Genomic DNA, 23,875 nt, shown 5'->3' with positions numbered 1-23,875 from the left:
TTTCTTACCAGGTACCGGGAAGGGCAGGCGCGGTGGCGCCCGAGGGGACTGCCCGGTACTTCTTCAGCACCTGACTCATGACCTCTTGAAAGATCGGAGCAGATGCCGCGGAAGAGTTCAGTTTAACAGGGTCGGCGAGGCTGACCGAAACGACATACTGCGGATCGTCGCCCGGAGCGAAGCCGGAGACCGACACCAGGTACCCCTTGGTGTACCCACCCCGACCATCGGGCATCTGCGCCGTCCCGGTCTTCGCGCCCACCCGGTAGCCCGGAATCTCCCACGTCCTGGCCAGCCAGGCCTTCTGGTAGACCATCTCGAGGATGTCTGCGGTCTCCCGGGCGGCGGCGGCCGACACGACCGGGGTACCGACCGCTTCGGGCACGTCGGTCATGCTGCCGTCAGCGTGGCGGCAGCCTGCGACCAGTTGCACGGGCATCCGCACGCCGTTGTTGGCCAGGGTCTGGTAGATACTGGAGACCTGGATGGCCGTGGTGGTGAGCCCCTGACCGAACATGGTCGCGTACTTGGTCTGGTTGTCCCAATCTTCGAAGGGGCGCAGGGTGCCGGATTCCTCGGCGAGGAAACCGGACTCCGAGGCCGAGCCCACACCGAACTTACTCATATAGTCGTAGCGCTGCTGGTCACTGATCAACTCGCCGAACTTCGACATGCCCGTGTTCGAAGACTCGATCATCACGCCCGTGAGGGTGAGGTTCAGGTCGGCGTGGTTTGAGCTATCGTTCACGTTGGCACCGTTGGGCGGCAGGTACCGGTAGGGCGCGACGACCCGGCTCAGCGGGGTGGCGGCCCCCGCGTCGAGAACGGATGCCGTGGTTAGCGCCTTGTACGTAGAACCGGGCTCGAAGGGGGCGGTGAAGGCCCGGGAGCCGCGGTCCTCAGCGTCGGGGGTGCCGTTGACGTTGTTGGGGTCGACCGACGGGTAGTCGGCGACCGCGACGAGCTTCCCGGTCTTCACCTCCTGCACCACCACGTTGCCCCAGGCCGCGCCTGTGGCGACGGCCTGTTCGGCCAGCACCTGCTGCACGAACCACTGCAGGTCGGAGTCGATGGTCGTGACGACGTCGCCGCCGTCCTTGGCCCGGACCGTGGTGACGGTGCTCTGGGGCAGGCGCACGCCATCCGCTCCCTTCTCATAGGTCTCCGTGCCGTTGGTGCTCGCGAGGCAGGCGTCCTGCCCGAGCTCGATGCCGGCCTGAGCCTCTCCCCCGGAGGAGACGAATCCGACCAGGTTGCCGGCCACGGCGCCATCCGGGTAGACCCGGCCCGGGTTCTTCTCGGCGTACATCCACGGGATGTCGAGCTTGTCGATGGCCCGGAACACCGAGACGTCCACGGCCCGCACGACGACGGCGTAGTCGGAGTCCTTGTCGGCGGCCAGGGAGCCGGAGATGATCTGGAGGATCTCGTCGCCGGTCTGCCCGGTGAGGGCGCCCACCTCCGCGGCCGCCTGCGCGACCGTCACGGTCACGTCCCCATCGTCGGTGGTGCGGTCGAATTCCGCGGCGTTCCGCGGAGACAGGGTGATGTCGTACCGCATGACCGTGCCGGCCAGGACAACCCCGTTCGTGTCGACGATGTCTCCGCGGGCTCCGTAGACGGGCTGCTCGACCGACCGGTTGCCCAGCGAGTCGGCGCTGAGCGTCTCGGCGCGCACGACCTGGATGTCGACGAGCCTGACCACGAATACGGCCACGAACACGAGCAGGATCAGGATCGTCGCGGCACTGCGCCGCCTGCTGGACCGGGAGCTGCTCGCCACCTGCGATTCCTTACTGCGGCCGGGGCCGCGGGTTGGGCGCGTTCTGGGAACGAAACTAACGGGAGGCGGGCGGGACGTCCCTCGCGAGACGGGCGAACCGGGGCGGGCTAGCGGGTCGTGGGCGTCGGCAGAGCGTTGGGTTCGGCTGCCGGGGCAACCGGGGCGACCGCCGCGGGGACCTCGGCCTGTGAACCGCCGAGGCTGGCTCCCTGACCGGTGGTCTGCGGCAGTTCCGTGACCAAAGGTACGCCGACGAGGAGCGAGTTGGGCACCAGGCTCGCCGTACCGGCCGAGCTTCCGCTGGCGGAGGCGGGCGCTCCGAGAACGGCGGCGTCGGACAGGCGGAGGTACACCGGGTTGGAGTTGCTGACCATGCCGAGTGCTTCCGCGTTCGCGGCCAGGCTCTGCGGGGACGAGACCCGCACGAGGTCCTCGGTGACGCTCTCCGCCGTGCGCCCGAGTTCGACCTGGCTGGCCTGCAGCCGGGACACCTCGTAGGCGGACTGGGAGATCCCGACGCTCAGCAGCAGCTGGGCGAGCACGATGGCAGCCACGCCGGTGACGGCCGAGAGGGCGTAGACGATCTTCGGACGCGCGTGACGCTGGCTGCGCGGCGAGACGATCTCGATGTGGCGAGGCTCCGGCACCGAAGCGGTGTCGGGGGTGCTCTCCCAGTTGGGTCGTGGTGCGCGTGCGAGGTTGTCACTCATGCGGCTCTCCTCAGTCGCTCGGCGGCGCGAAGGCGAACCGGCGTTGCGCGCGGGTTTCTCGCCTTTTCTTCGTCCGAGGCCAATTCGGCCCCTCGGATCACAAGCTTGAACAGTGGTTTGTGTTCGGGAAGTTCGATCGGCAATCCGGCAGGGGCGGTGGAGCCGGATGCCTTTGCCAGGGACTTCTTCACGATCCGGTCCTCGAGGGACTGGTAGGCCATGGCGACGATGCGCCCACCGACCGCGACCGAATCGAGCGCTGCGGGAATGGCGCGCTCGAGCACGGCGAGTTCCTGGTTGACCTCGATGCGCAGCGCCTGGAAGACCCGCTTCGCGGGGTGTCCGGCGCGCTGAACAACAACCGGTGTAACGGCGGTGATCACGGAGACCAGCTGGGCCGACCGCACGAACGGGGTGGTCTCCCTGGCCTCGACGATGGCCTTGGCGTAGCGTGCCGCCAGCTTCTCCTCGCCGTACTCGTGGAAGATCCGGCGCAGCTCCTGCTCGCTGTACGTGGCCACGATGCGCTCGGCCGTTAGGTCGCTGGTGTTGTCCATGCGCATGTCCAGCGGCGCGTCCTTGGAGTAGGAGAAACCACGCTCGACCCGGTCGAGCTGGAGCGAGGACACGCCGAGGTCGAAAAGCACGCCGGACACCTCGCGGATGCCGAGGCCGGCCAGCGCGTCCTGAATACCGTCGTAGACGGTGTGCACGAGGTGAACCCGGTCGCGGAACGGCTTCAGCCGCTCCTCGGCGATCGCGAGGGCGTCGAGATCCCGGTCGAGTCCGACCAGGACGAGCCCGGGGAACCGCTGCAGGAACGCCTCGGCGTGCCCGCCCATGCCGAGAGTGGCGTCGACGAGCACGGCGCCGGGTCGTTCCAGTGCCGGTGCGAGCAGCTCGACGCAGCGGTCGAGCAGAACTGGGGTGTGGATATCGTTGATGGCCATAGTCCCGGGTGGTTCCTGATTCCTGATCCCCATCCATTCGTCTCTGCCACCGGGGAAGTGTGTCAGGCAGAACGGCTGGGAGTCAGGCGTCAGGAGCTAGATGAGTCCCGGAATCACCTCCTCCGTGATGTTCGCGAATGGTTCTTCCTGTTCGGAGAGGTACGCGTCCCAGGCGGCGGTGTCCCAGATCTCTACCCGGTTGCCGGCGCCGATCACGGAGAGGTCCCGGTCGAGCCCGGCCCAGGCGCGCAGGTTCGCGGGGATGGTCACCCGGTTCTGCTTGTCGGGCTGCTCTGCGCTCGCGCCGGAGAACATCATGCGACTGAAGGAGCGCCCGCTCTGGTCCGTGAGCGGCGCCTGGGAGATCTTCGCGTAGTACGCCTCGAACTCCCGGGTCGTGAACACGTAGAGGCAGTTCTCCTGGCCTCGGGTCATGACGATCCCGGGAGACAGCTCGTCCCGGAATTTTGCGGGAAGGATGATGCGGCCTTTTTCGTCGAGCTTGGGGGCGTACGTGCCAAAGAACATTCATCCCCCCTCTCATCCGGTCACGGTCCAGATCTTGCTCCACTTTACTCCACTTTGATCCACCAAACAGAATAAACGCGCAAATATTGGAGAAATTCACCCTACTTATCCCCGGGAAAACGGGGGAAAGCGGAGTGGAGGGAAATTCAAGGCCGGGATTCATTTCGCACCGTTTTCGGGCACAAAAAAAGGGCCGATCGGATGATCGGCCCTGTCTGCGAGGTGCGGTGGAGCGGAAGTGCAGTCGAGCGGTGGTGAGAAGGTTACTGCTGGCCGTCCTGGCGACGATCCCAGCGTTCGTTCATGCGATCCATGAAACCGCGCTGAGACGACCGCTGCTGCTGGTTCGGACGGGAGCGCGGAGCGGATGCGGACATCCGCCGGGCGGACTTGCTGGGCGTGGTCGCGAACAACACCCCGGCGAACATGATGATGAAGCCGAGGACACCGAGCCAGAGCTGCTGGATGGCCACGCCGGCGATGAGAGCACCGATGCCGGCAACCGCGGCCAGAACCCCGATGGAAATCGAGCGGTAGTCGGGCCGGAGGCTGCTGCCACCGACGGTCGCCACGAAATCGGCGTCATTGTGGTAGAGGCCGCGCTCCATTTCTTCGAGGAGTCGCTGCTCTTGTTCCGAAAGCGGCATCTCATTCCTCCTGTTTGGGATCGCGCTGTGCTTCACCGATTCTAACCCCGCCGTGATGGCTAGGCTAGGCAAGTGGCGCAAAGCAATCATCTGATCGATCTGGTTCATTCTCGCATCGACGAATTCCTCGAAACCCGTTTACCAATTGTGACTACCATCAGCTCCGATCTCACGCCGCTGGTGGAGTTCTCACGGCAGTTTCTCAGCGGTGGCAAACGCTTCCGGGCGCTGTTCTGCTACTGGGGCTGGCAGAGCGTCGGCACAGGCGGATCCACTGGTGCGAACGGGGATTCCGACCACGCCCTGACCGCGCTGGTGCCGGTCATCTCCGCGGCGGCGGCCCTGGAAATCTTCCATGCGGCAGCACTCGTCCACGACGACATCATCGATAATTCGGATACCCGACGCGGCGCGGCCTCCGCCCACAAACTCTTCGAGGGCATGCACGGCCAAAGCGGATGGGCAGGCAGCCAGGTCGCGTTCGGCCGGGCCGCCGGAATCCTTCTCGGCGACCTCTTGCTGGGCTGGAGCGATGAGCTGCTCGACGAGGGGCTCGCGGCAGCCACCGACGCGTCGGCCGCGGCACGGGCACGGATAGAATTCAACCGGATGCGCACCGAGGTCACTGTGGGCCAGTACCTCGACATCTTCGAAGAACGCGCCTGGTTCTCCCAGCCCGAAACAGAACTCTTCGACCGGGCGCTGCGGGTCATCGTCTTCAAGTCGGCCAAGTACAGCGTGCAGGCGCCGCTCGTGATCGGCGCAGCCCTGGCCGGCGCCGGCCCGGACCACCTCGACGCCCTGCGTGCCTTCGGACTGCCGCTAGGCATCGCATTCCAACTTCGGGACGACCTGCTCGGGGTGTTCGGCGACGCCTCCGTCACCGGCAAACCGAGCGGTGACGACCTCCGCGAGGGCAAACGCACTGTACTGGTCGCTCTGGCGCGCGAGAACCTGACGGACACGGCCCGCGAGAACCTGGACGCGCTCCTCGGCGACCCGCTGCTGACGGAAGCACAGATCGGGATGTTGCAGCGCGCCATCGTCGACAGCGGCGCCGTCGAGCGGATCGAGGCGCTCATCGACTCGAACGTCGCCGAGGCCCTCGCAGCTCTCAAGGGATCACCGATCAGCGGCGCGGTCACGACGCGGCTGATGGAGCTGGCCGAGACGGTGACCCGCCGGGCGTTCTAGGAGCGCGGAAAAGTCAGGCGAGCGCCTGGGCGACCCGGCGCACTTCGGCCTTACGGCCGGCAAGCAGTGCCTGGACCGGGGGAACGCCGAGGCTGCCGTCGACCTCAAGGAGCCAGCGCATCGCCTGCTCGTCACTGAAGCCGTCGTCGGAGAGCACGATCAGCGTGCCGCGCAGCTCGGGCAGCGGGGCGCCGTCCCTGATGAACGCGGCGGGAATCTGCAAGGGCCCGTTGTCACGGCGCATGGCGAGCAGCTGCTTGTCGTCGATCAGCTGACGCACGCGGCTCTGGCTGACGCCGAGCACCCGGACGAGGTCGGCGATGGACAGCCACTCTTGATCTGAGAACGATTCGGTCACTCATCAAGCCTCCCATGATTCGACGGGGCGGACAAACTCTCATGGCGCAAACGCGCGTGTTGATGCCCAGAATGGGGGCCAACCTGATTGACTGGGCAATGCTGTGCCAGCACCGCTGTCGCACGCAATCGACGGGAGCGGAATGTCGGCACCAGCCAGCAGGAACAGTCCAGCCAGCAGCACCAGCGACGTGAATTCTTCGACGCCCGGTGCTGGCCACCACCGGCACGCCACCGAACGACGGGGTCTGGGCGTCCTGGTCACCGTCCCGCTCGTGCTGATCAGCACGATCGCGATCAGCCTGAACCTGGCGTCGCCGGCGGATGCCGCCACCATCGCGAAGAAGCCGCTCAAGAGCAAGAGCATCCTGCCGACCGCGGTGCCCGCCGGCGCAGGTCGGCAGAGTATCGCCGCCGTCGCGGCGCCGACCCAGTACCAGGTCGTCGAAGGCGACACCGTGAGCAGCGTGGCCGGACGATTCGGTCTCTCCACCGCATCCGTACTCGCCCTCAACGGCCTTGGCTGGTCCGCGGTGATCTTCCCGGGCCAGATGCTGACCCTGGCCGGTCTGGCGCAGCCGTCCGCTCCGGCTCCGGCGCCCGTCGCCGCCGAGATCTCGCGGTACCTGATCCAGAGCGGGGACACGCTTTCCGGCGTTGCCGCCGCGCACGGGCTCTCCCTCGAGGCCCTGCTCCGCGTGAACGGTCTCGACGCAGGCAGCATCATCTTCCCCGGACAGGCCGTCGTGCTGCCGCCGGGCGACGGTGCCGCGCCGGTCTCGGCCGCGCCGGCCGCAGCCTTCGCCCCGCTGAATGCTTCCGGCACGCACACGATCGCCGCCGGCGAGACCATCGGAGCCCTCGCGGCCGCGGCGGGCGTCTCGGTGCAATCCGTTCTCGACGCCAACGGCCTCGGCTGGTCCAGCATCATCTACCCCGGCCAGGTCCTGTCGATCCCGTCCGGCTCCGTTCCCGCGGCGCCGGCGATGGAATCGGCGATCCTCATCGAGGAGGCCGCCCCTGCGCCGTCTGCAGCGCCCGGCGAGGTCACGCCGCTCAGCGAGGACATGCGCCGGTACGCCGAAATCATTATCGCGAGCGGTCGCCGCGCGGGTGCCGGCGACTCCGCAATCGTGATCGCCCTGGCCGCCGCGGCCCAGGAATCCGGGCTGCGCAACGTGCAGTACGGCGACCGCGACTCCCTCGGCCTCTTCCAGCAACGCCCCAGTTTCGGCTGGGGAACCCCCGAGCAGGTGCTCGACCCGGAGCGGGCCAGCCTCGCCTTCTTCGGCGGCCCCGTGAACCCCAACCCCGGCATCACGCGCGGACTGCTCGACATCCCCGGCTGGGAGTCGATGACCGTGACCGAGGCCGCGCAGACCGTGCAGATCTCGGCTCACCCGAACCACTACGCGAAGTGGGAAACATCGGCCCGGGCCTGGCTGGCCGATCTCGGCTGACCTGCAGCTCGCATCCGCTCAGGCTTGAAAACCCTGACTTGCGAGTGTTCCGGCACAGGGAACGGCTTCGCAATCCCTAGACTCGACTAGTGAGCGATACCCCTGCCGATCCCATGGTCGGTCGTCTGATAGACGGCCGCTATCAGGTGCGCTCACGGATCGCCCGCGGTGGCATGGCCACCGTGTACCTCGCGACCGACCTGCGCCTCGAACGCCGGGTCGCCATCAAGATCATGCACGGGCACCTCGCCGACGACAACACGTTCAAGGCCCGGTTCGTGCAGGAGGCCCGCTCGGCCGCCCGGCTCGCGCACCCGAACGTGGTCAACGTCTACGACCAGGGCCAGGATGCCGATATGGCCTATCTGGTCATGGAATACCTGCCCGGCATCACTCTGCGCGACCTGCTCAAGGACTACGGCCGGCTCACCAGTGAGCAGACGATGGACATCCTCGAGGCGGTGCTCTCGGGCCTCGCCGCCGCGCACAAAGCGGGAATCGTGCATCGCGATCTCAAGCCGGAGAACGTTCTCCTGGCCGACGACGGCCGCATCAAGATCGGCGACTTCGGACTCGCCCGGGCCGTCAACAACAACACGGCCACCGGGCAGGCCCTGCTCGGCACGATCGCCTACCTCTCCCCCGAACTCGTCACGCGGGGCATCGCGGATGCCCGCAGCGACATCTACGCGCTCGGCATCATGACCTACGAGATGCTTACCGGCGAGCAGCCCTATGTCGGCGAAGCGCCCATGCAGATCGCCTACCAGCACGCGAACGACAACGTGCCCATGCCAAGCGCGCGGATACCCGCGATTCCGCACGAGCTCGACGAACTGGTGCTCTGGGCCACCGCCCGCGACCCGGAGCAGCGCCCCCGGGACGCACGTGTCATGCTCGATCAACTGCTCGACCTCGACAAGCTCGTGCGCCCGACCTCCCCGGCGACCGGACAATCCGCGACCATGGTGCTGCCCGGCGGCGTGACCGCAGCGGTGGCCGACGCGGACACCCAGATCCTCGGCGGTGCCCCGCTCGCCCCGGCGGTGGCCGGCGTGGCCACGGCGGCTTCTGCCTCGGCACCTGCCACCACCATTCTCCTGGCCGACAAGGCCCGCACACGCAAGTTCCGCGGCTTCTGGCTCTTCGCGCTGGTGCTCATGCTGGCAGCCCTTGCCGGCGGAACCGGCTGGTTCTTCGGCAACGGCCCCGGCTCAGAGGTCCCGATTCCCGCCCTCGTCTCGGTGTCCCCCGACGACGCGACCGCCCAGCTCACCGGGCTCGGGCTGGAGGCGGCGCTCGGCACCGAGTTCAGCGGCACCATCCCCGCCGGCCTCGTCTCCAGCACCAACCCGGATTCGGGCACCCGCGTGGCGAAGGGCAGCACGGTGACGCTGCGTGTATCCCAGGGCCCGCAGCCGATCGTTCTGCCCGTGCTGGCGGGATTGACGGCCGATGCTGCGACCTCCGCCGTCACGGAGCTGAAGGCAGGCATCGGGGCGACCGATTCCCTCTTCGACGACACCGTGGAATCGGGCCTGGTCATCTCCGCGAGCCGCGAATCCGACGCCGGGGACGTCTCCCAGGGTGGGGACTACTTCGTGGGCATGAACGTCAATCTGGTTCTCTCACTCGGCCCCGTACCGGACGTGTCCGGCGAATCCGTCAAGGACGCCACCGCGATCCTGGCGGAGAAGGGGCTGCTCGTCACCGCCGGCGACGAGATCTACAGTGAGTCGATCGCCGAGGGAGACGTCGTGAGCGCGGCCCCCGTGAACGAAGGTCCCGTGCGCACCGGCGACACGTATGCACTCACTACCTCCCTCGGCCCGGCACCCGTCACGGTGCCCAACATCGTCGGCCTCCCGTGGAACGAGGGCAAGCAGGTGCTCACCGACCTGGGATTCAAGCTGAGCTACAATCTCGGCGCGGATGCCATCGCACCGCTCCTGAGCGTCGCATCGACGAATCCCGAAGCCGGCACCGCCGCGCCCAAGAACAGCACCATCACCCTCAAGCCGACGAACCCGTTCGGCTAGACAGCCACCCCGGCCGGGCCGGCCGTACCCGGCGGTTCCCATGCCGGAGCGGGCACCCGGGGCCGGGTTAGCGAGCGGCAAGCTCCTCGGCAACCAGGAAGGCGAGCTCGAGCGACTGCATGTGATTCAGGCGCGGGTCGCAGAGCGACTCATAGCGGGTCGCCAGCGCGGCCTCGTCGATGTGCTCGGAACCACCCAGGCACTCCGTGACGTCGTCGCCGGTAAGTTCGACGTGAACGCCGCCCGGGTGTGTGCCGACGCTGCGGTGCGCCTCGAAGAAGCCGCGCACCTCGTCGACGACGTCGTCGAAACGACGGGTCTTGTACCCGGTGGGCGTGGTCACACCGTTGCCGTGCATCGGGTCGGTGACCCAGAGCGGCTTGGCCTCACTGGCCTTGATCGCCTCCAGCAGCGGCGGCAGGGCGCTGCGCACCTTGCCCGCACCCATCCGGGTGATGAACGTGAGACGACCGGGTTCGCGGTTCGGGTCGAGCTTGTCGACCAGGCGCAGCATGTCGTCGGTTGACGTGCTCGGGCCGAGCTTGACCCCGATCGGGTTGCGCACCCGGGAGAGGAAGTCGACGTGCGCACCGTCAAGGTCACGGGTGCGCTCCCCGATCCAGATGAAGTGCGCGGAGGTGTTGTACGGCGTGCCCGTGCGGGAATCGATCCGGGTCATCGGACGCTCGTAGTCCATCAGCAGACCCTCGTGGCTGGTGTAGAACTCCGTCCGACGCATGGCTTCAAAGTCGGCGCCGCACGCGATCATGAACTTGATCGCGCGGTCGATCTCCTTGGCCACCTTCTCGTAGCGCTGGTTGGCCGGGTTGGCGGCGAAGCCCTGGTTCCAGCTGTGCACCTGGCGCAGGTCGGCGAAACCGCCCTGCGTGAAGGCACGGATCAGGTTGAGGGTGGAGGCGGCGGTGTGGTAGCCCTTGACCAGGCGGGCCGGGTCGGCCTCGCGCGATTCGGGTGTGAAATCGTAGCCGTTGACGATATCGCCGCGGTAAGCCGGCAGGGTAACGCCACCCCGGGTCTCGAAATCACTGGAGCGTGGCTTGGCGAACTGGCCGGCCATCCGGCCCATCTTGATCACGGGCATCGACGCGCCGTACGTCAACACGACGGCCATCTGCAGCACGGTCTTGACCCGGTTGCGGATCTGCTCCGCGGTGGCGCCGCTGAACGTCTCAGCGCAGTCCCCGCCCTGCAGCAGGAAGGCATGGCCGCCGGCGGCCTCGGCGAGCCGGTTCCGTAGGATGTCGACCTCGCCGGCGAAGACGAGCGGCGGCTGCGTGGACAGTTCGGCAGATGCCGCGGCAACCGCATCCGCGTCGGACCAGGTCGGCTGCTGCTTGATCGGGAGGGTGCGCCAATAGTCCAGGCCGGCAACCACAGATCGATCTGCGAGCACGACTGGTTCGGTGGGGTCTACCACGGGACTATTCCTTTTTTGTCTGGTCCGGCAAGAAAAATATTGCGGGCCGGGCTATCGGATCGGGGTCTGTCGGCCCCTGGGCAACCGTCTGATTCTATCGGGTCAGGCTGGCCCGCTTTTCTTTCACGCTGGTCGCGTAGACGTCCACATACTCCTGCCGGCTGAGGGCCTGCAGCTCGTACATCAGCTCGTCGGTCACGGACCGGAGCACAAACCGGTCGCCCTCCATGCCGTCGAAGCGGCTGAAGTCGAGGGGTTCGCCGATCACGATGCCGATCCGGCGCACCTTCGGGATGCGGGTGCCCGTCGGCATGGCCTTCTCAGTGTCGATCATGGCCACAGGGATGACCGGGACCTCGGCCTCGAGCACCATCCGCGCCACGCCGGTGCGGCCCCGGTACATCTTCGCGTCGGGACTGCGGGTTCCCTCAGGGTAGATGCCGAGCACGCCGCCGGCACCCAGGACGCGCAGGCCGGTGTTGAGGGAATCCTCGGATGCCTTGCCACCCGACCGGTCGATCGGCAGCTGGCCGGTGGCCTTGAAGAACTGGCGTGTCGCCCAGCCCTTGAGCCCCTTGCCCGTGAAGTACTCACTCTTTGCGAGGAAGACAACGCGACGCGGAACGACCAGCGGCAGGAACACCGAGTCGATGAACGACAGGTGATTGCTCGCGAGGATCACACCGCCCTCTTTGGGGATGTTCTCGAGCCCGACCACCCAGGGCCGGAAGATAGCCAGCAGCAGAGGGCCGATGACAATGTTTTTCATGAGCCAGTAGAACATCGTTGCTCCCTCGGTAACCCGGAAAGCCTACTGCGCGAAAACGCGTTTCCGCGCCAGGTCGGCCGCACCGACGACACCGGCGTCGTTGACGAGCTGCGCGATGGCGAATTCGGCCTCCGGGTGGAAGCCCCTGGCCGGCAGATTTTCGAGGTACGCGGCGCGGATGGGCTCGAGCAGCAGTTCACCGGCAGCGGCGACGCCCCCGCCGAAGACGAAGATCTGCGGGTCAAGTACGGCCGCCAGGCTTGCGCAGGCCTGCCCGAGCGAGCCGCCCAACTGCCTCAGGGCGGCCAAGGCGCCGTTGTCACCGTCCTGGATCAGCCGGCCGACCTCTTTGCCGGTCAGCTTGCCCTTGCGCTCACGGGCAGCCGCGAGGCCGAGGCCGATTCCGCCGGCATCCGCCAGCTCGGTAGCAATTCGAAGCAGGGCGCGACCCGAACCGTACTGTTCAATGCAGCCGTGGGCGCCGCAGCCGCAGAGGCGACCGCCGGGCACCACGCGCAGATGCCCGAGCTCGGCGGCACAGCCGAAGCCACCGCGGAAGAGACGGTTGTCGGCGACGATAGCTCCGCCCACTCCGGTGCCGATGGTGAGGGTGACCATGTCGGTGTAGCCCCGGCCGGCGCCGAAGGTGAATTCCGCCCAGCCCGCGGCGTTCGCGTCGTTCTCGATCAGGATGGGCAGGTCGAGCCGCGCCTCGAGAGTGGCCCGAAGCGGCTCGTGGCGCCAGTTGACGTTGGGCCCGTAGTAAACGGTGGACTGGGCGGCGTCGATGAAGCCGGCCGCGGCGATCCCGGCAGCGACGACCTCCTCGCCCTCCGAGAGCTCCGTGATCATGTCGACGACGGCGTCTTCGATCCCGCGAGGATCGCTCGCGGTGGTCGGGCGTCGATCCGAGCGGATGATCGTTCCGGATTCGTCGACCAGGGCCGCGGCGATTTTGGTGCCGCCGATGTCGATACCAATGGCGTGCACAGAGGACTTCTTTCGTCGATGGATAAAGTGGGGCGCTCTGCGGGGCGAGACAACGAAGCCGGTGCGTCCCCCTAGAGTGTAGTGAACCAAGACACGGCCAGGCGAAACGGCTGCTTCCACGAAGTGACGTGGATAGAGTGAGGCAAATCGCCCGCCCGGTACCAGAGGAGTTACCGTGAAACAGTACGATCTGCCCGCCATCGTTCCCGCAGACCCACAAGCCAATGTCACCGATCTCCTGGTCGAACGCCTCAAGGCGACGCCCGACTCCGTGTTGTTCTCACTGCCGAGAAACGGAGCTTGGTCCCCCGTCACCACCACGGAGTTTCATGCCCAGGTCGTCGCGCTGGCCAAGGGGCTCGTCACGGCAGGAATCCAGCCCGGAGACAAAATCGGCTTGATGTGCAAGACCCGGTATGAGTGGACGCTGATCGACTTCGCCACCTGGTTCGCCGGTGCCGTGCTGGTCCCCGTTTACGAGACCAGCTCCCCCATCCAGATCCAGTGGATCCTGGGTGACTCCGACGCCGCGGCGGTGATCGTCGAGACCGCCGAGCACTTTTCCCGCTTCGACGAGGTGCACCCCGAGCTCGGCAGCGTGCAGAAGGTCTGGCAGATCGACCTCGGTGACCTCGACAAGCTCGCGGCCTCCGGGGTCGACGTGCCGGATGCCGAAATCGAGCGGCGTCGCTCGCTGGCCGTGGGTTCGGACATCGCCACCCTGATCTACACCTCGGGTTCCACCGGCCGTCCCAAGGGCTGCGTGCTTACCCACTCCAACTTCGTCGAGACGTCGCGCAACTCGGCGGTGGCGCTGAAAGAGGTGCTCACCGACGCGAACGGCGCTTCCACGCTGCTGTTCATCACCACCGCGCACGTTTTCGCCCGATTCATCTCGGTTCTCTGCGTGCACGCCGGTGTGCGCGTCGGTCACCAGCCCGATACCCGGAAGCTGCTCGAATCGCTCGGCACCTTCAAACCCACTTTCCTGCTCGCAGTGCCGCGGGTGTTCGAGAAGGTCTACAACTCCGCCGAGCAGAAGGCGCTGGCCGCCGGCCGAGGCAAGATCTTCGAGACGGCCGCCCAGGTTGCCGTCGACCACTCGATGCTGGTCGATCAGGGCAAGAGCGTTCCGCTGATGCTCAAGCTCAAGTTCACGCTCTTCGACCGTCTGGTCTACAGCAAGCTGCGCGCGGCCATGGGTGGCAACGTGAAGTACGCCGTCTCCGGTTCGGCTCCACTCGGCATGCACCTGGGTCACTTCTACCACAGCCTCGGCATCAAGATCCTGGAGGGCTACGGCCTTACCGAGACAACCGCGCCGACCACCGTGGGTCTGGCCACCAAGTTCAAGATCGGCACCGTAGGCCCACCGCTTCCCGGCGTCTCGGTGCGCGTCCTGGACGACGGCGAAATCGAGGTCAAAGGCGTCAACGTCTTCACGGAGTACTGGAAGAATCCCGTGGCCACCGCGGCCACCTTCCACGACGGATGGCTCCGCACCGGTGACATCGGCGCCATGGACAGCGACGGCTTCCTCACCATCACCGGGCGCAAGAAGGAGATCATCGTCACGGCCGGCGGCAAGAACGTCGCCCCGGCGGCGCTGGAAGACCCGATCCGGTCCAACCCGCTGATCGGCCAGGTGGTCGTCGTCGGCGATCGCAAGCCGTTCATCGCCGCCCTGGTCACGCTCGACCCCGACATGCTCGCGGTCTGGTTGAACAACAACGGCGAGGACGCGGGAATGACGCTGGCCGAGGCATCCGTCAACGCGAAGGTTCTCGCCGAGGTGCAGCGCGCCATCGACCACGCCAACGACCACGTATCGCGGGCGGAGTCGATCCGCAAGTTCACGGTGCTGACGACCGAGCTGACCGAAGCCGCCGGGTACCTGACCCCGAAGCTGAGCATCAAACGGGACATCATCCTGCGGGACTACGCCGATCAGATCGAGGCGATGTACCTGGGCGCCCCGGTGACCGGGACGAACCCGGTCAGCAGCTAGCACTCCCCGCGACGACCAAAACAGGTCCCGTCGTCACAGTGGCGACGGGACCTGTTTCGCGTCGTCCGGCCGCCTGGGTCGGAACCAGTAGATAAGGGAGCCCCAGCGCCGTGCCCAGCGTCGAACCAATTCGACGGAGATTCTGCCGTAGAACTGCCGTTTCTGCACGTTGGGGGACGTTTCCGGCAAAATCTCCGTCGAATTCGTGGGGGGGGGCGGAGGCCCTTTAGGGCCTCGGACCCGAACGACTGGGGTCAGAACCAGCTCGACGCGCGGACCTCTTTCATGGCGGCCCGCCGGTTCTCCTTGTCGAGGCGGTCCAGGTAGAGCAAACCGTCGAGGTGGTCGGTCTCGTGCTGCAGGGCCTGGGCCATGATCCCGGACCCGGAGAGTTCGACCGCCGTGCCGTCGAGGTCGATGCCGGTCACCCGGGCGAACGGGTACCGTTTCGTGGGATACCAGAGGCCCGGCACCGACAGGCAGCCCTCGTCGACGAGCTCGGGCTCCCCCGAGACCTCCACGAGGACCGGGTTGAGGATGTACCCGATCTCGCCATCGACGTTAAAACTGAATGCGCGCAGATTCACGCCGATCTGGGAGGCCGCGACGCCGGCCCGGCCGGGCAGTCGCACACTGTCGACCAAGTCCTCGATCAGGCTCCGCACCCGGGCGTCGATCGTGCCGATCGGGTCGGAGACGGTTTTGAGGACGGGATCTCCGAAGAGACGGATCTGGCGCTCGGGCAAGGGTGACTCCAAGTCATGGATGCGGGGGTACAGGGGTACCGGATCGGTTTAGACGCCGCGGTCGGCCGGAAGACCCTCCACGACGACGGCCGCGAGGGTGCGGGCCGCGAGCCGGGTGATGGGCTTCAGATCGTCGAAGGAGATGATGCTGCCCGCGGCGAGCTGCGGGTCCCAGGGGATGCGCACGATCTCCCGCACCCGAGAGCGGAAATGCGATTCGATCTCTTCCAGCTTCACCAGATTCGTGCCCTGTGTCGCCGTGTTGAGCGCGACGACCGCGTTGCGAACCAGGTCGCCGTAGCCGTTGGCTTCCAACCAGGTCAACGTTTCGGACGCCAGCCGCGCCTCGTCGATGCTGCCCCCGGAGACGATGACGATCGAATCGGCCCGCTGCAGCGTGGCACGCATGACGGAGTGCACGATTCCGGTGCCGCAGTCCGTGAGCATGATCGAGTAGTACCGCGCCGCCAGGTCGGCGACGACGTTGTAGTCGTTCTCGTCGAAGGCCTCGGAGAGGAGCGGGTCGGTGTCGGATGCGAGGATGTCGAGTCGGGTCGCGTCGCGGGAGACCAGCGACGAGAAATCGGTATAGCCGCCGATGGACGCGGCCTTCGTGACCACGTCGCGCACGGTGGACCGGGTCTGTTTCGTGACCCGCTCGGAGAGGGTGCCCCGGTCGGGGTTCGCGTCGACGGCGATGATGCGGTCTTCGCGGGCATCGGCCAGGGCCATGCCGATCAGTGCGGTGACGGTCGTCTTGCCGACCCCGCCCTTGCGGGTGAGGATCGGCACGAAGCGGGTGCCGCCCTCGAAATCCTTGCGGATGCGCGCGTCGAGTTGTTTGGAGGCGCGCACCGTGGCCGAGTCGCCGAGGTTCACCAGATGCAGGGTCGCCGAGTAGACGAAACTGTTCCAGGCTCCGCGGGGCGGCGGTTTGGTGCGACGGTTGACGGCCAGCAGCCGATCGGGCGTGAGCATGGCGGCGGACTCGGGGGCCGGTCCGCCGGCGGGGCGCAGACTCTCCCGGCGGGTGTGCGGAACGGCGTCGCTCACGGCCGGACCGGAGAGGGCGCGGACCGCCCCCGTGACGGCTGCGGACAACCGATCGGCGCGCGCCACGGCCGGGGTGCTGATCTCGATCGTGTGCGTAGCCGGGCGTTTCAGGTTCTCCGGCAGGGCCGCCGCCAGGTTCACGATCGTGTGCGGCGGTAGTTCGCTATGGTACACGTCTCCCGGCTCGGCGAGAGGCTCGATGGAGGCGTCCGGACCGGACGCCTCGGCGCCTGTGCGCTTATCTGACAAAAAGATCAGTCCCTTCGTCGATAGATCGCACCAAGCCTAGCGTGGACGCACCACCACCAGCAGATCGCCCGCGTCGACCTGCTGGGTTCGCGGCACGGCCACCCGTTCGATGTTTCCCGCGATGGGCGAGGTGATCGCGGCCTCCATTTTCATGGCCTCGATCGAGGCGACGGCCTGCCCGGCCTCGACGGTGTCGCCCTCCTCGACCTGGAGGGTGACCACCCCGGAGAACGGCGCAGCGATCTGGCCCGGCCGGTTGGCATCCGCTTTTTCGGCGACCTTGATGCTGACCGTGATGTTGCGGTCCCGCACGAACACGGGTCGGAGCTGTCCGTTCAGCGTGGTCATGACGGTGCGCATGCCCTTGTCATCGGCCTCGCCGATGGCCTCAAGCCCGACGTAGAGGCGCACGCCCTTGTCGATCTCGACCGCGTGCTCAATGCCCTGCTGGAGACCGTTGAGGTAGTCCACCGTGTCGAGCACGGACAGGTCACCGAAGAGTTCCCGGATCTGCTCGAATTGGCGCGTGGGCGCCGGGAAGAGCAGCTGGTTCAGCATCATTCGGCAGGTGAGGCCGTCGCTGCCCAAGGCCGCGCGTTCCTCCTGGGTGAGCTCGGTGATTCCGACGCGGACGTTGCGCCCGGCGAGGACCTTGCTGCGGAAGGGCTCGGGCCAGCCGCCGGGCAGGTCGCCCAGCTCCCCCGCCATGAAGCCGATCACGGAGTCGGGCACGTCGTAATTGCCCGGGTTCTCAGCGAAGTCGGCCGGGTCGGCACGCACGGCGGCGAGGTAGAGGGCGAGGTCGCCGACCACCTTGGAGGACGGCGTCACCTTCGGTACCCGGCCGAGGATGTCGTTGGCCGCGGCGTACATGTCCTCGATCAGTTCGAAGTCGTCGGCGAGGCCGAGCGCGACCGCTTGCGTACGCAGGTTGGACAGCTGGCCGCCGGGGATCTCGTGCTTGTAGACGCGGCCGGTGGGCGCGCGCAGACCGGATTCGAAGGGATGGTAGACCCGGCGTACATCTTCCCAGTACGGCTCGAGGTCGCAGACGGCCTGTAAGGATATGCCGGTGTCGCGTTCGGTGTGGACGAGCGCGGCGACGAGGGACGACGCCGACGGCTGGCTGGTGGTGCCGGCCATCGGGGCGCTGGCCACGTCGACCGCGTCGGCGCCGGCGCGGCTGGCCGCGAGCAGCGTGGCGAGCTGGCCGCCCGGAGTATCGTGCGTGTGCACGTGCACCGGGAGGTCGAAGCGCGACCGCAGGGCGGTGACGAGCTTCTCGGCCGCGGCGGGGCGCAGCAGGCCGGCCATGTCCTTGATCGCGAGGATGTGCGCGCCGGACTCCACGATCTGCTCCGCGAGCCGGAGGTAGTAGTCCAGGGTGTAAAGCTTCTCGGCCGGGTCGAGCAAATCGCCCGTGTAGCAGAGCGCGACCTCGGCGATGGAGGAGCCCGTCGCCAGCACGGCGTCGATGGCCGGGCGCATCTGCGAGACGTCGTTGAGGGCGTCGAAGATGCGGAAGATGTCGACGCCTGTTTTGGCGGCCTCGCGCACGAACGCATCGGTCACCTCGGTCGGGTACGGAGTGTAGCCGACCGTGTTGCGGCCGCGAAGCAGCATTTGCACGTTGATGTTCGGCAGGGCCTCTCGCAGCGACGCCAGTCGTTCCCAGGGGTCTTCGCCGAGGAAGCGCAGCGCCACGTCATAGGTGGCGCCGCCCCAGGCCTCGATCGACAGCAACTCCGGGGTCATCCGGGCCACATACGGGGCCACGGCGACGAGGTCGCGGGTGCGCACCCGGGTTGCCAACAGTGATTGGTGGGCGTCGCGGAAAGTGGTGTCCGTCACGGCCAGGGCGGTCTGGGCACGCAGGTCCGCGGCGAAGCCGGCCGGGCCGAGCAGCTGGAGCCGTTGGCGGGAGCCGGCCGGAGCCGGTTCGGACAGATCGAGCTTCGGCAGCTTCTCGGCCGGGTTCAGCAGGGTCAGCGGCACCCCGTTGGGCTTGTTGACGGTCACGTCGGCGAGCCAATTCAAGATCTTCGTGCCGCGGTCCTTGGAGGCGCGGCCGCGCAGCAGCTCCGGGCGCTCATCGATGAAGGAGGTGCTCAGGTTGCCGGACGCGAAGTCCGGGTCGTCGAGCACGGCCTGCAGGAACGAGATGTTCGTGGACACGCCACGGATACGGAACTCGGCCAGGGCGCGCTTGGATCGGGTCACGGCGGACGGGAAGTCCCGGCCCCGGCAGGTGAGCTTGGCGAGCATCGAGTCGAAGTGCGGGCTGATCTGGGCACCGGGGTTGATTGTGCCGCCGTCGAGCCGGATGCCGGCGCCGCCGGGCGAGCGATAGGTGGTGATCTTGCCCGTGTCCGGGCGGAATCCCATGGTCGGGTCCTCGGTGGTGATGCGGCACTGCAGGGCCGCCCCGCGCAACACGATCTTGTCCTGCGTGAGTTCGAGCTCACGGAGCGTCTGGCCCGCGGCGATGCGGATCTGGGACTGCACGAGGTCGACATCCGTCACCTCTTCGGTCACGGTGTGCTCGACCTGGATGCGCGGATTCATCTCGATGAACACGTGCTGGCCGGCGCGTTCGCCGACCGTGTCGAGCAGGAACTCGACCGTGCCCGCGTTCACGTAGCCGATCGAGCGGGCGAAGGCGACCGCATCGGCGTACAGACGCTGGCGGATCTCGTCAGAGAGGTTCGGCGCCGGAGCGATCTCGATGACTTTCTGATGGCGGCGCTGCACGGAGCAGTCGCGTTCGAACAGGTGCACGGTCTCGCCGGAAGCATCGGCCAGGATCTGGACCTCGATGTGACGCGGCCGCAGTACGGCCTGCTCGAGGAACATGGTCGCGTCGCCGAACGCGCTGTTGGCCTCGCGCATGGCTTCCTCAAGGGAGCCGCGGAGATCGCTCAGCTGAGCCACCCGGCGCATGCCGCGGCCGCCGCCGCCGGCGACGGCCTTGGCGAAGATCGGGAACCCGATATCGTCGGCCGCGGCGATCAGCTCGTCGACGTCGCGTGAGGGCGCGCTGGACCCCAGCACCGGAACGCCCGCCGCGATGGCGTGCTCCTTCGCGGTGACCTTGTTGCCGGCCATCTCGAGCACGTGCTCGCCCGGGCCGATGAAGGTGATGCCGGCCTGGCGGGCCGCGAGGGCCAGCTCGGGGTTCTCCGAAAGGAAGCCGTAACCGGGGTAGATGGCATCGGCTCCGCTCTCCCTGGCCACCCGGATGATCTCGCTCACCGTGAGATAGGCGCGCACCGGGTGTCCCGGTTCGCCGATCTGGTACGCCTCGTCGGCCTTCAGGCGGTGCAGCGAATTGCGGTCCTCGAAAGGGAACACCGCCACGGTTTTGGCACCCAGCTCATAAGCCGCCCGAAAAGCCCGGATCGCGATTTCCCCGCGGTTGGCAACAAGAATTTTCGTAAACATGCAGACCTTTCAAGCGTGACGTCGCGCACAGCTGACGGTTAGGTTCTCCAAGACTAGTGAAGGTAACGTATCTACTTGTGCACGTACTAAGCGTTAGCTCCCTCAAGGGAGGAGTAGGCAAGACCACGGTAACCCTGGGTCTGGCGTCCGCTGCCTTCGCCCGCGGCGTGCGAACCCTGGTGGTGGACATTGATCCGCAGTCGGATGTGTCAACCGGAATGGACATCGAGGTCACCGGCCACCTCAACATCGCCGATGTGCTCGCCTCTCCCAAGGAGAAGGTCGTTCGCGCCGCCATCGTTCCCAGCGGCTGGACGCGCGGTCGCCCCGGCACCATCGACGTGATGATCGGCAGCCCGTCGGCCATTAATTTCGACGGGCCGCACCCGAGCATCCGCGACATCTGGAAGCTCGAAGAGGCACTCTCCACGGTCGAAAAGGACTACGACCTGGTTCTGATCGACTGTGCTCCGTCGCTGAACGCCCTTACCCGCACCGCGTGGGCGGCCAGTGACCGCGTTGCCGTGGTCACCGAACCCGGCCTGTTCTCCGTGGCCGCGGCCGACCGGGCGCTGCGCGCGATCGAAGAGATCCGCCGCGGACTCAGCCCTCGTCTGCAGCCGCTCGGTATCATCGTCAACCGTGCCCGCGTGGCGTCTCTCGAGCACCAGTTCCGGATCAAGGAACTCCGCGACATGTTCGGCCCGCTCGTACTCAGCCCGCAACTGCCGGAACGCACCTCGCTTCAGCAGGCGCAGGGCGCAGCGAAGCCGCTGCACACCTGGCCCGGCGACAGCGCCCAGGAAATGGCGCGCTACTTCGATCAGTTGCTCGAACGCGTGCTGCGCACGGCCCGCATCGGCGAGTACGCGGAACAGCACTAGCCAGGGAGCGTCAGCCGGACAACGTTGACCGGATAGGTTGACCTGTTAGTGTCAGCCGCACAGCGTCAGCCGATCGTGTCGACTGCGTGTGAACGCTCCGCTAAGAGACCTTGCGGCTGCCCCGGCGAAGGGACAGCTCGTCCGACGGGTCAATCGGAAGGGTCTCCAATTCGACCAGGCTCGTCTCGACCTCGCGTAGCACCTTGCCCACGGCGATGCCGAACACGCCCTGACCGCGGCTGACGAGGTCGATGACCTCATCGTCGGAGGTGCACAGGTAGACGCTGGCGCCGTCGCTCATCAAGGTGGTCTGGGCGAGGTCGCTAACCCCCGACTCGCGCAGTTGGTTCACCGCGGTGCGGATCTGCTGCAGGGAGATGCCGGTGTCGAGGAGCCGCTTGACCAGTTTGAGAACCAGGATGTCCCGGAAGCCGTAGAGACGCTGGGAACCCGAGCCGGCAGCACCGCGCACGGTGGGCTGGACCAGGTCGGTGCGGGCCCAGTAGTCGAGCTGACGGTAGCTGATTCCGGCGGCCCGGGCCGCCACGGCGCCACGGTAGCCGAGGTTGTCGTCGAGCTCGGGCATTCCGTCGGTGAAGAGAAGGCCGAGTCCGTAGCGCGAGGCATCGTCACGCTGATTCAGCTCGCTCATACGATGGCCTCTCGGAGGTGGGTCTGCGATACGGATGATCGCTGCATCCACGCTACCGAGGCGGACCGTCCTGATCAACGACATCCGGTCGAGTAAATTGGCGTGTCGGGCTCGACTACTTGGTCAGGCGCCCCAGGGCAGAACGGATCAGACTGCCGCGGATCACTTCGAGCTGGCCGGCGATCTCGACCGCCATTTCGGCGGCCTTAGCCCGGCTCGATGCGTCTTTACGGCGGGAGAGCGGCACGAGGGCACTCTCGATCAGGCCGAGCTCGCGTTCGGCCGCGCCACGGAATCCGCGCAGGTGGCGGGGCTCGATTCCGCTGCGCTGCAGTTCGACCAGGGCCCGCAGCACGCTGAGCGCGTCGTCGCCGTAGAAGTCGGCCGGCAGGATGATCGATGCGGAAACGGCGTCGTGCAGCAGCATCGCGGAGGCCCCTGCTTCGCGCAGCAGTTCGTCGCGGTCCAGCCGGCGGGCGATCGACAGCATCGACGGTCCCGGCGTCACCCCGCCGGGCAGGGTCGGCGAGAGGCCCGCGTCAAGGTCGGCCAGGTAGCCCCGGATGACCTTGAGGGGGAGGTAGTGATCGCGCTGCATGGAGAGGACCAGGCGCAGCCGGTCCAGGTCACCGGCGCAGAATTTGCGGTAGCCAGACTCCGTGCGCGCCGGCGCGACCAGTCTCTGTTCCTCCAGAAACCGAAGTTTGGACGGGGTCAGTTCCGGAAATTCCGGCGTGAGCCGGGCAAGCACCTGTCCGATGCTGAGCAGTGACGTCGCGCCCGGCGCTCTGGCCTGGGCTGCGGACGCGGGCACTACTCGCTCGCCTGAAGCTTGAGGTCGTGCCGCGAGGCGTAGAACGTCAGCCGGAACTTACCGACCTGGACTTCGGCGCCGTCGTGCAACAGCGCGGTGTCGATGCGGACCCCGTCGAAATACGTGCCGTTGAGGGACACCAGGTCTTTCACCTCGAACTTGGATTCGTGGCGCAGGAACTCCGCGTGCCGACGAGATACCGTGACGTCGTCGAGGAAGATGTCCGCATTGGGGTGACGGCCCACAGTGGTCACGTCCGCATCCAACAGGAAACGAGCGCCGGCGTTCGGGCCGCGCCGGACAACGAGCAGCGCCGAGCCGGAGGGCAGAGCCGCGATGGCTTCCTGTTCTTCGGCCGTGACGTCACCGTCGAGTGATGCCAGCTGGGCCGCGAATTCCTGCCCGAACGTCATCGTCGTGTCGGTATTGGAATAGTTATCGGGCGCGGCCTTGCGCTGGGGTTCATTCGTCTTTTTGGAATCGTTCACCGTACACCTCCTGGTCCTCCAGCGTATCGGATGGAACGGGCTGAATTGCCCGCGGAATGCGAATCACCCGGACGGTCTCGACGGCGTAGATTATGCCTGCCCACCAGTAAAGAAACGCTCCCCAGATGCCAAAGGCCCAGCCCACCGGGAGCGACCACCAGGACACCGTGGGGAAGGCCTCTCCCAGCATGATAATCGGCAGGGCGTAGAAGAGGCAGAAGGTCGCGACCTTGCCGAGCTGGTGAACGGGCAGAGGCCCGAATCCGTAATTCGCGAGGATGACGCCGAGTCCGAGCAGGAACACGTCCCGTCCCACGATGACCAGGACGATCCACCAGGGCATTAGGTCGCGCCAGGCCAGTCCGAGGAGGGCGGCGAAGATGTACAGCCGGTCGGCGGCCGGGTCGAGCAGCTGGCCGAGCCGCGTGATCTGGCCGAACCTCCGGGCCAGGTAGCCGTCGAGGAAATCGGTGAGGCTGGCGACCATCAGCACCAGGAGCGCCCAGGCATCCTCTCCCCGCACCAACACGACCAGAAAGACCGGCACCAGCGCAAGGCGCAGCATGCTGAGCAGATTGGGCAGGGTGATCACCTTTGAGCTGACGCCGGTTCCCTCTGCCCCTGTCACAATCATCGAGTCTACCGACGCGGCGGCCGAACCGGAATGCGGCCTCG

The 23,875-nt window shown here is 66.9% G+C and carries 21 protein-coding genes; 5 read left to right on the top strand and 16 right to left on the bottom strand.

What is annotated here, in order from left to right; genetic code table 11:
• Nucleotides 1–4: 4 nt before the first annotated feature.
• The 5 genes from E3O28_RS03605 to E3O28_RS03585 form a co-directional block, all read right to left on the bottom strand.
• Nucleotides 5–1,783 carry a penicillin-binding protein 2 gene (locus E3O28_RS03605; protein ID WP_241972993.1) on the bottom strand — a complete coding sequence of 593 codons (1,779 nt, stop codon included), beginning with the start codon at nucleotides 1,781–1,783 and terminating at the stop codon, nucleotides 5–7.
• 107 nt (nucleotides 1,784–1,890) lie between these two features.
• Nucleotides 1,891–2,493 carry a hypothetical protein gene (locus E3O28_RS03600; protein ID WP_104099526.1) on the bottom strand — a complete coding sequence of 201 codons (603 nt, stop codon included), beginning with the start codon at nucleotides 2,491–2,493 and terminating at the stop codon, nucleotides 1,891–1,893.
• Nucleotides 2,490–3,443, bottom strand: a complete 954-nt coding sequence (rsmH, locus tag E3O28_RS03595; RefSeq protein WP_134415194.1) for a 16S rRNA (cytosine(1402)-N(4))-methyltransferase RsmH — start codon at nucleotides 3,441–3,443, stop codon at nucleotides 2,490–2,492. The genes E3O28_RS03600 and rsmH overlap by 4 nt, the downstream gene beginning before the upstream one ends.
• Nucleotides 3,444–3,539: 96 nt before the next feature.
• Nucleotides 3,540–3,971 carry a division/cell wall cluster transcriptional repressor MraZ gene (mraZ, locus tag E3O28_RS03590; RefSeq protein WP_134415193.1) on the bottom strand — a complete coding sequence of 144 codons (432 nt, stop codon included), beginning with the start codon at nucleotides 3,969–3,971 and terminating at the stop codon, nucleotides 3,540–3,542.
• A 263-nt stretch (nucleotides 3,972–4,234) separates the two neighbouring features.
• Nucleotides 4,235–4,726: a DUF3040 domain-containing protein gene (locus E3O28_RS03585; RefSeq protein ID WP_338145468.1), complete on the bottom strand. Its 492-nt coding sequence runs from the start codon at nucleotides 4,724–4,726 to the stop codon at nucleotides 4,235–4,237.
• A 39-nt stretch (nucleotides 4,727–4,765) separates the two neighbouring features.
• Between E3O28_RS03585 and E3O28_RS03580 the strand changes: the two genes are divergently transcribed.
• Nucleotides 4,766–5,812, top strand: coding sequence for a polyprenyl synthetase family protein (locus tag E3O28_RS03580; protein WP_233191151.1), 1,047 nt, complete (start codon nucleotides 4,766–4,768; stop codon nucleotides 5,810–5,812).
• Between the two features lie 13 nt (nucleotides 5,813–5,825).
• Here the strand turns inward: E3O28_RS03580 and E3O28_RS03575 are convergent, their stop codons facing one another.
• Nucleotides 5,826–6,170, bottom strand: coding sequence for an Rv2175c family DNA-binding protein (locus tag E3O28_RS03575; protein WP_104099531.1), 345 nt, complete (start codon nucleotides 6,168–6,170; stop codon nucleotides 5,826–5,828).
• A gap of 190 nt (nucleotides 6,171–6,360) precedes the next feature.
• Here E3O28_RS03575 and E3O28_RS03570 point away from each other — a divergent pair, with 190 nt between their 5' ends.
• Both E3O28_RS03570 and pknB read left to right on the top strand, forming a co-directional pair.
• Entirely contained in the window at nucleotides 6,361–7,629 is a 1,269-nt protein-coding gene (locus tag E3O28_RS03570) for a LysM peptidoglycan-binding domain-containing protein (protein ID WP_241972992.1), read from the top strand.
• 89 nt (nucleotides 7,630–7,718) lie between these two features.
• Nucleotides 7,719–9,668 carry a Stk1 family PASTA domain-containing Ser/Thr kinase gene (pknB, locus tag E3O28_RS03565; protein WP_134415191.1) on the top strand — a complete coding sequence of 650 codons (1,950 nt, stop codon included), beginning with the start codon at nucleotides 7,719–7,721 and terminating at the stop codon, nucleotides 9,666–9,668.
• A 67-nt stretch (nucleotides 9,669–9,735) separates the two neighbouring features.
• On the opposite strand, the gene E3O28_RS03560 is transcribed toward pknB, so the two are convergent.
• From E3O28_RS03560 to E3O28_RS03550, 3 genes are all read right to left on the bottom strand, one after another.
• Complete coding sequence (locus E3O28_RS03560; RefSeq protein ID WP_134415316.1) at nucleotides 9,736–11,064, bottom strand: 3-deoxy-7-phosphoheptulonate synthase class II; 1,329 nt, start codon at nucleotides 11,062–11,064, stop codon at nucleotides 9,736–9,738.
• A gap of 136 nt (nucleotides 11,065–11,200) precedes the next feature.
• On the bottom strand, nucleotides 11,201–11,890 hold the full coding sequence (locus tag E3O28_RS03555; protein ID WP_104099533.1) for a lysophospholipid acyltransferase family protein: 690 nt from the start codon (nucleotides 11,888–11,890) through the stop codon (nucleotides 11,201–11,203).
• A 27-nt stretch (nucleotides 11,891–11,917) separates the two neighbouring features.
• Nucleotides 11,918–12,865, bottom strand: coding sequence for an ROK family glucokinase (locus E3O28_RS03550; RefSeq protein ID WP_134415190.1), 948 nt, complete (start codon nucleotides 12,863–12,865; stop codon nucleotides 11,918–11,920).
• A gap of 175 nt (nucleotides 12,866–13,040) precedes the next feature.
• Between E3O28_RS03550 and E3O28_RS03545 the strand changes: the two genes are divergently transcribed.
• Nucleotides 13,041–14,873, top strand: coding sequence for an AMP-dependent synthetase/ligase (locus E3O28_RS03545; RefSeq protein WP_104099535.1), 1,833 nt, complete (start codon nucleotides 13,041–13,043; stop codon nucleotides 14,871–14,873).
• A 254-nt stretch (nucleotides 14,874–15,127) separates the two neighbouring features.
• Here E3O28_RS03545 and def read toward each other — a convergent pair whose 3' ends face one another.
• From def to E3O28_RS03530, 3 genes are read right to left on the bottom strand one after another with little or no spacing between them, the layout of a single operon-like run.
• Complete coding sequence (gene def, locus E3O28_RS03540) at nucleotides 15,128–15,619, bottom strand: peptide deformylase (protein WP_104099536.1); 492 nt, start codon at nucleotides 15,617–15,619, stop codon at nucleotides 15,128–15,130.
• 48 nt (nucleotides 15,620–15,667) lie between these two features.
• Complete coding sequence (locus E3O28_RS03535; protein WP_241972991.1) at nucleotides 15,668–16,921, bottom strand: AAA family ATPase; 1,254 nt, start codon at nucleotides 16,919–16,921, stop codon at nucleotides 15,668–15,670.
• A 36-nt stretch (nucleotides 16,922–16,957) separates the two neighbouring features.
• Complete coding sequence (locus tag E3O28_RS03530) at nucleotides 16,958–20,362, bottom strand: pyruvate carboxylase (RefSeq protein WP_104099537.1); 3,405 nt, start codon at nucleotides 20,360–20,362, stop codon at nucleotides 16,958–16,960.
• Nucleotides 20,363–20,439: 77 nt separating this feature from the next.
• Between E3O28_RS03530 and E3O28_RS03525 the strand changes: the two genes are divergently transcribed.
• Entirely contained in the window at nucleotides 20,440–21,246 is an 807-nt protein-coding gene (locus tag E3O28_RS03525; protein ID WP_134372980.1) for a ParA family protein, read from the top strand.
• A gap of 100 nt (nucleotides 21,247–21,346) precedes the next feature.
• Here the strand turns inward: E3O28_RS03525 and E3O28_RS03520 are convergent, their stop codons facing one another.
• The 4 genes from E3O28_RS03520 to E3O28_RS03505 all read right to left on the bottom strand — a co-directional run bounded on the left by E3O28_RS03520 (nucleotide 21,347) and on the right by E3O28_RS03505 (nucleotide 23,828).
• On the bottom strand, nucleotides 21,347–21,898 hold the full coding sequence (locus E3O28_RS03520) for a MerR family transcriptional regulator (protein WP_104099539.1): 552 nt from the start codon (nucleotides 21,896–21,898) through the stop codon (nucleotides 21,347–21,349).
• 115 nt (nucleotides 21,899–22,013) lie between these two features.
• Nucleotides 22,014–22,712 (bottom strand): MerR family transcriptional regulator, encoded by a 699-nt coding sequence (locus E3O28_RS03515; protein ID WP_104099540.1) that lies wholly within the window; start codon nucleotides 22,710–22,712, stop codon nucleotides 22,014–22,016.
• Complete coding sequence (locus tag E3O28_RS03510; protein ID WP_104099541.1) at nucleotides 22,712–23,125, bottom strand: FHA domain-containing protein; 414 nt, start codon at nucleotides 23,123–23,125, stop codon at nucleotides 22,712–22,714. The genes E3O28_RS03515 and E3O28_RS03510 overlap by 1 nt, the downstream gene beginning before the upstream one ends.
• A gap of 49 nt (nucleotides 23,126–23,174) precedes the next feature.
• A complete protein-coding gene (locus E3O28_RS03505) occupies nucleotides 23,175–23,828 on the bottom strand; it encodes a CDP-alcohol phosphatidyltransferase family protein (RefSeq protein ID WP_277874681.1) in 654 nt (217 codons plus the stop codon).
• Nucleotides 23,829–23,875: the final 47 nt, after the last annotated feature.

The sequence above is a fragment of the Cryobacterium sp. TMT2-14 genome (assembly GCF_004402465.1).
Lineage (GTDB): Bacteria > Actinomycetota > Actinomycetes > Actinomycetales > Microbacteriaceae > Cryobacterium > Cryobacterium sandaracinum.
This window is presented reverse-complemented; position numbering and strand designations above follow the sequence as displayed.

What these genes read in the sequence shown, in the direction of transcription:
- E3O28_RS03600 (WP_104099526.1), bottom strand. Translation starts at nt 2,493, where the DNA reads ATGAGTGACAACCTCGCACGCGCACCACGACCCAACTGGGAGAGCACC.
- rsmH (WP_134415194.1), bottom strand. Translation starts at nt 3,443, where the DNA reads ATGGCCATCAACGATATCCACACCCCAGTTCTGCTCGACCGCTGCGTC.
- mraZ (WP_134415193.1), bottom strand. Translation starts at nt 3,971, where the DNA reads ATGTTCTTTGGCACGTACGCCCCCAAGCTCGACGAAAAAGGCCGCATC.
- E3O28_RS03585 (WP_338145468.1), bottom strand. Translation starts at nt 4,726, where the DNA reads ATGAACCAGATCGATCAGATGATTGCTTTGCGCCACTTGCCTAGCCTA.
- E3O28_RS03555 (WP_104099533.1), bottom strand. Translation starts at nt 11,890, where the DNA reads ATGTTCTACTGGCTCATGAAAAACATTGTCATCGGCCCTCTGCTGCTG.
- E3O28_RS03530 (WP_104099537.1), bottom strand. Translation starts at nt 20,362, where the DNA reads ATGTTTACGAAAATTCTTGTTGCCAACCGCGGGGAAATCGCGATCCGG.
- E3O28_RS03520 (WP_104099539.1), bottom strand. Translation starts at nt 21,898, where the DNA reads ATGAGCGAGCTGAATCAGCGTGACGATGCCTCGCGCTACGGACTCGGC.
- E3O28_RS03510 (WP_104099541.1), bottom strand. Translation starts at nt 23,125, where the DNA reads ATGACGTTCGGGCAGGAATTCGCGGCCCAGCTGGCATCACTCGACGGT.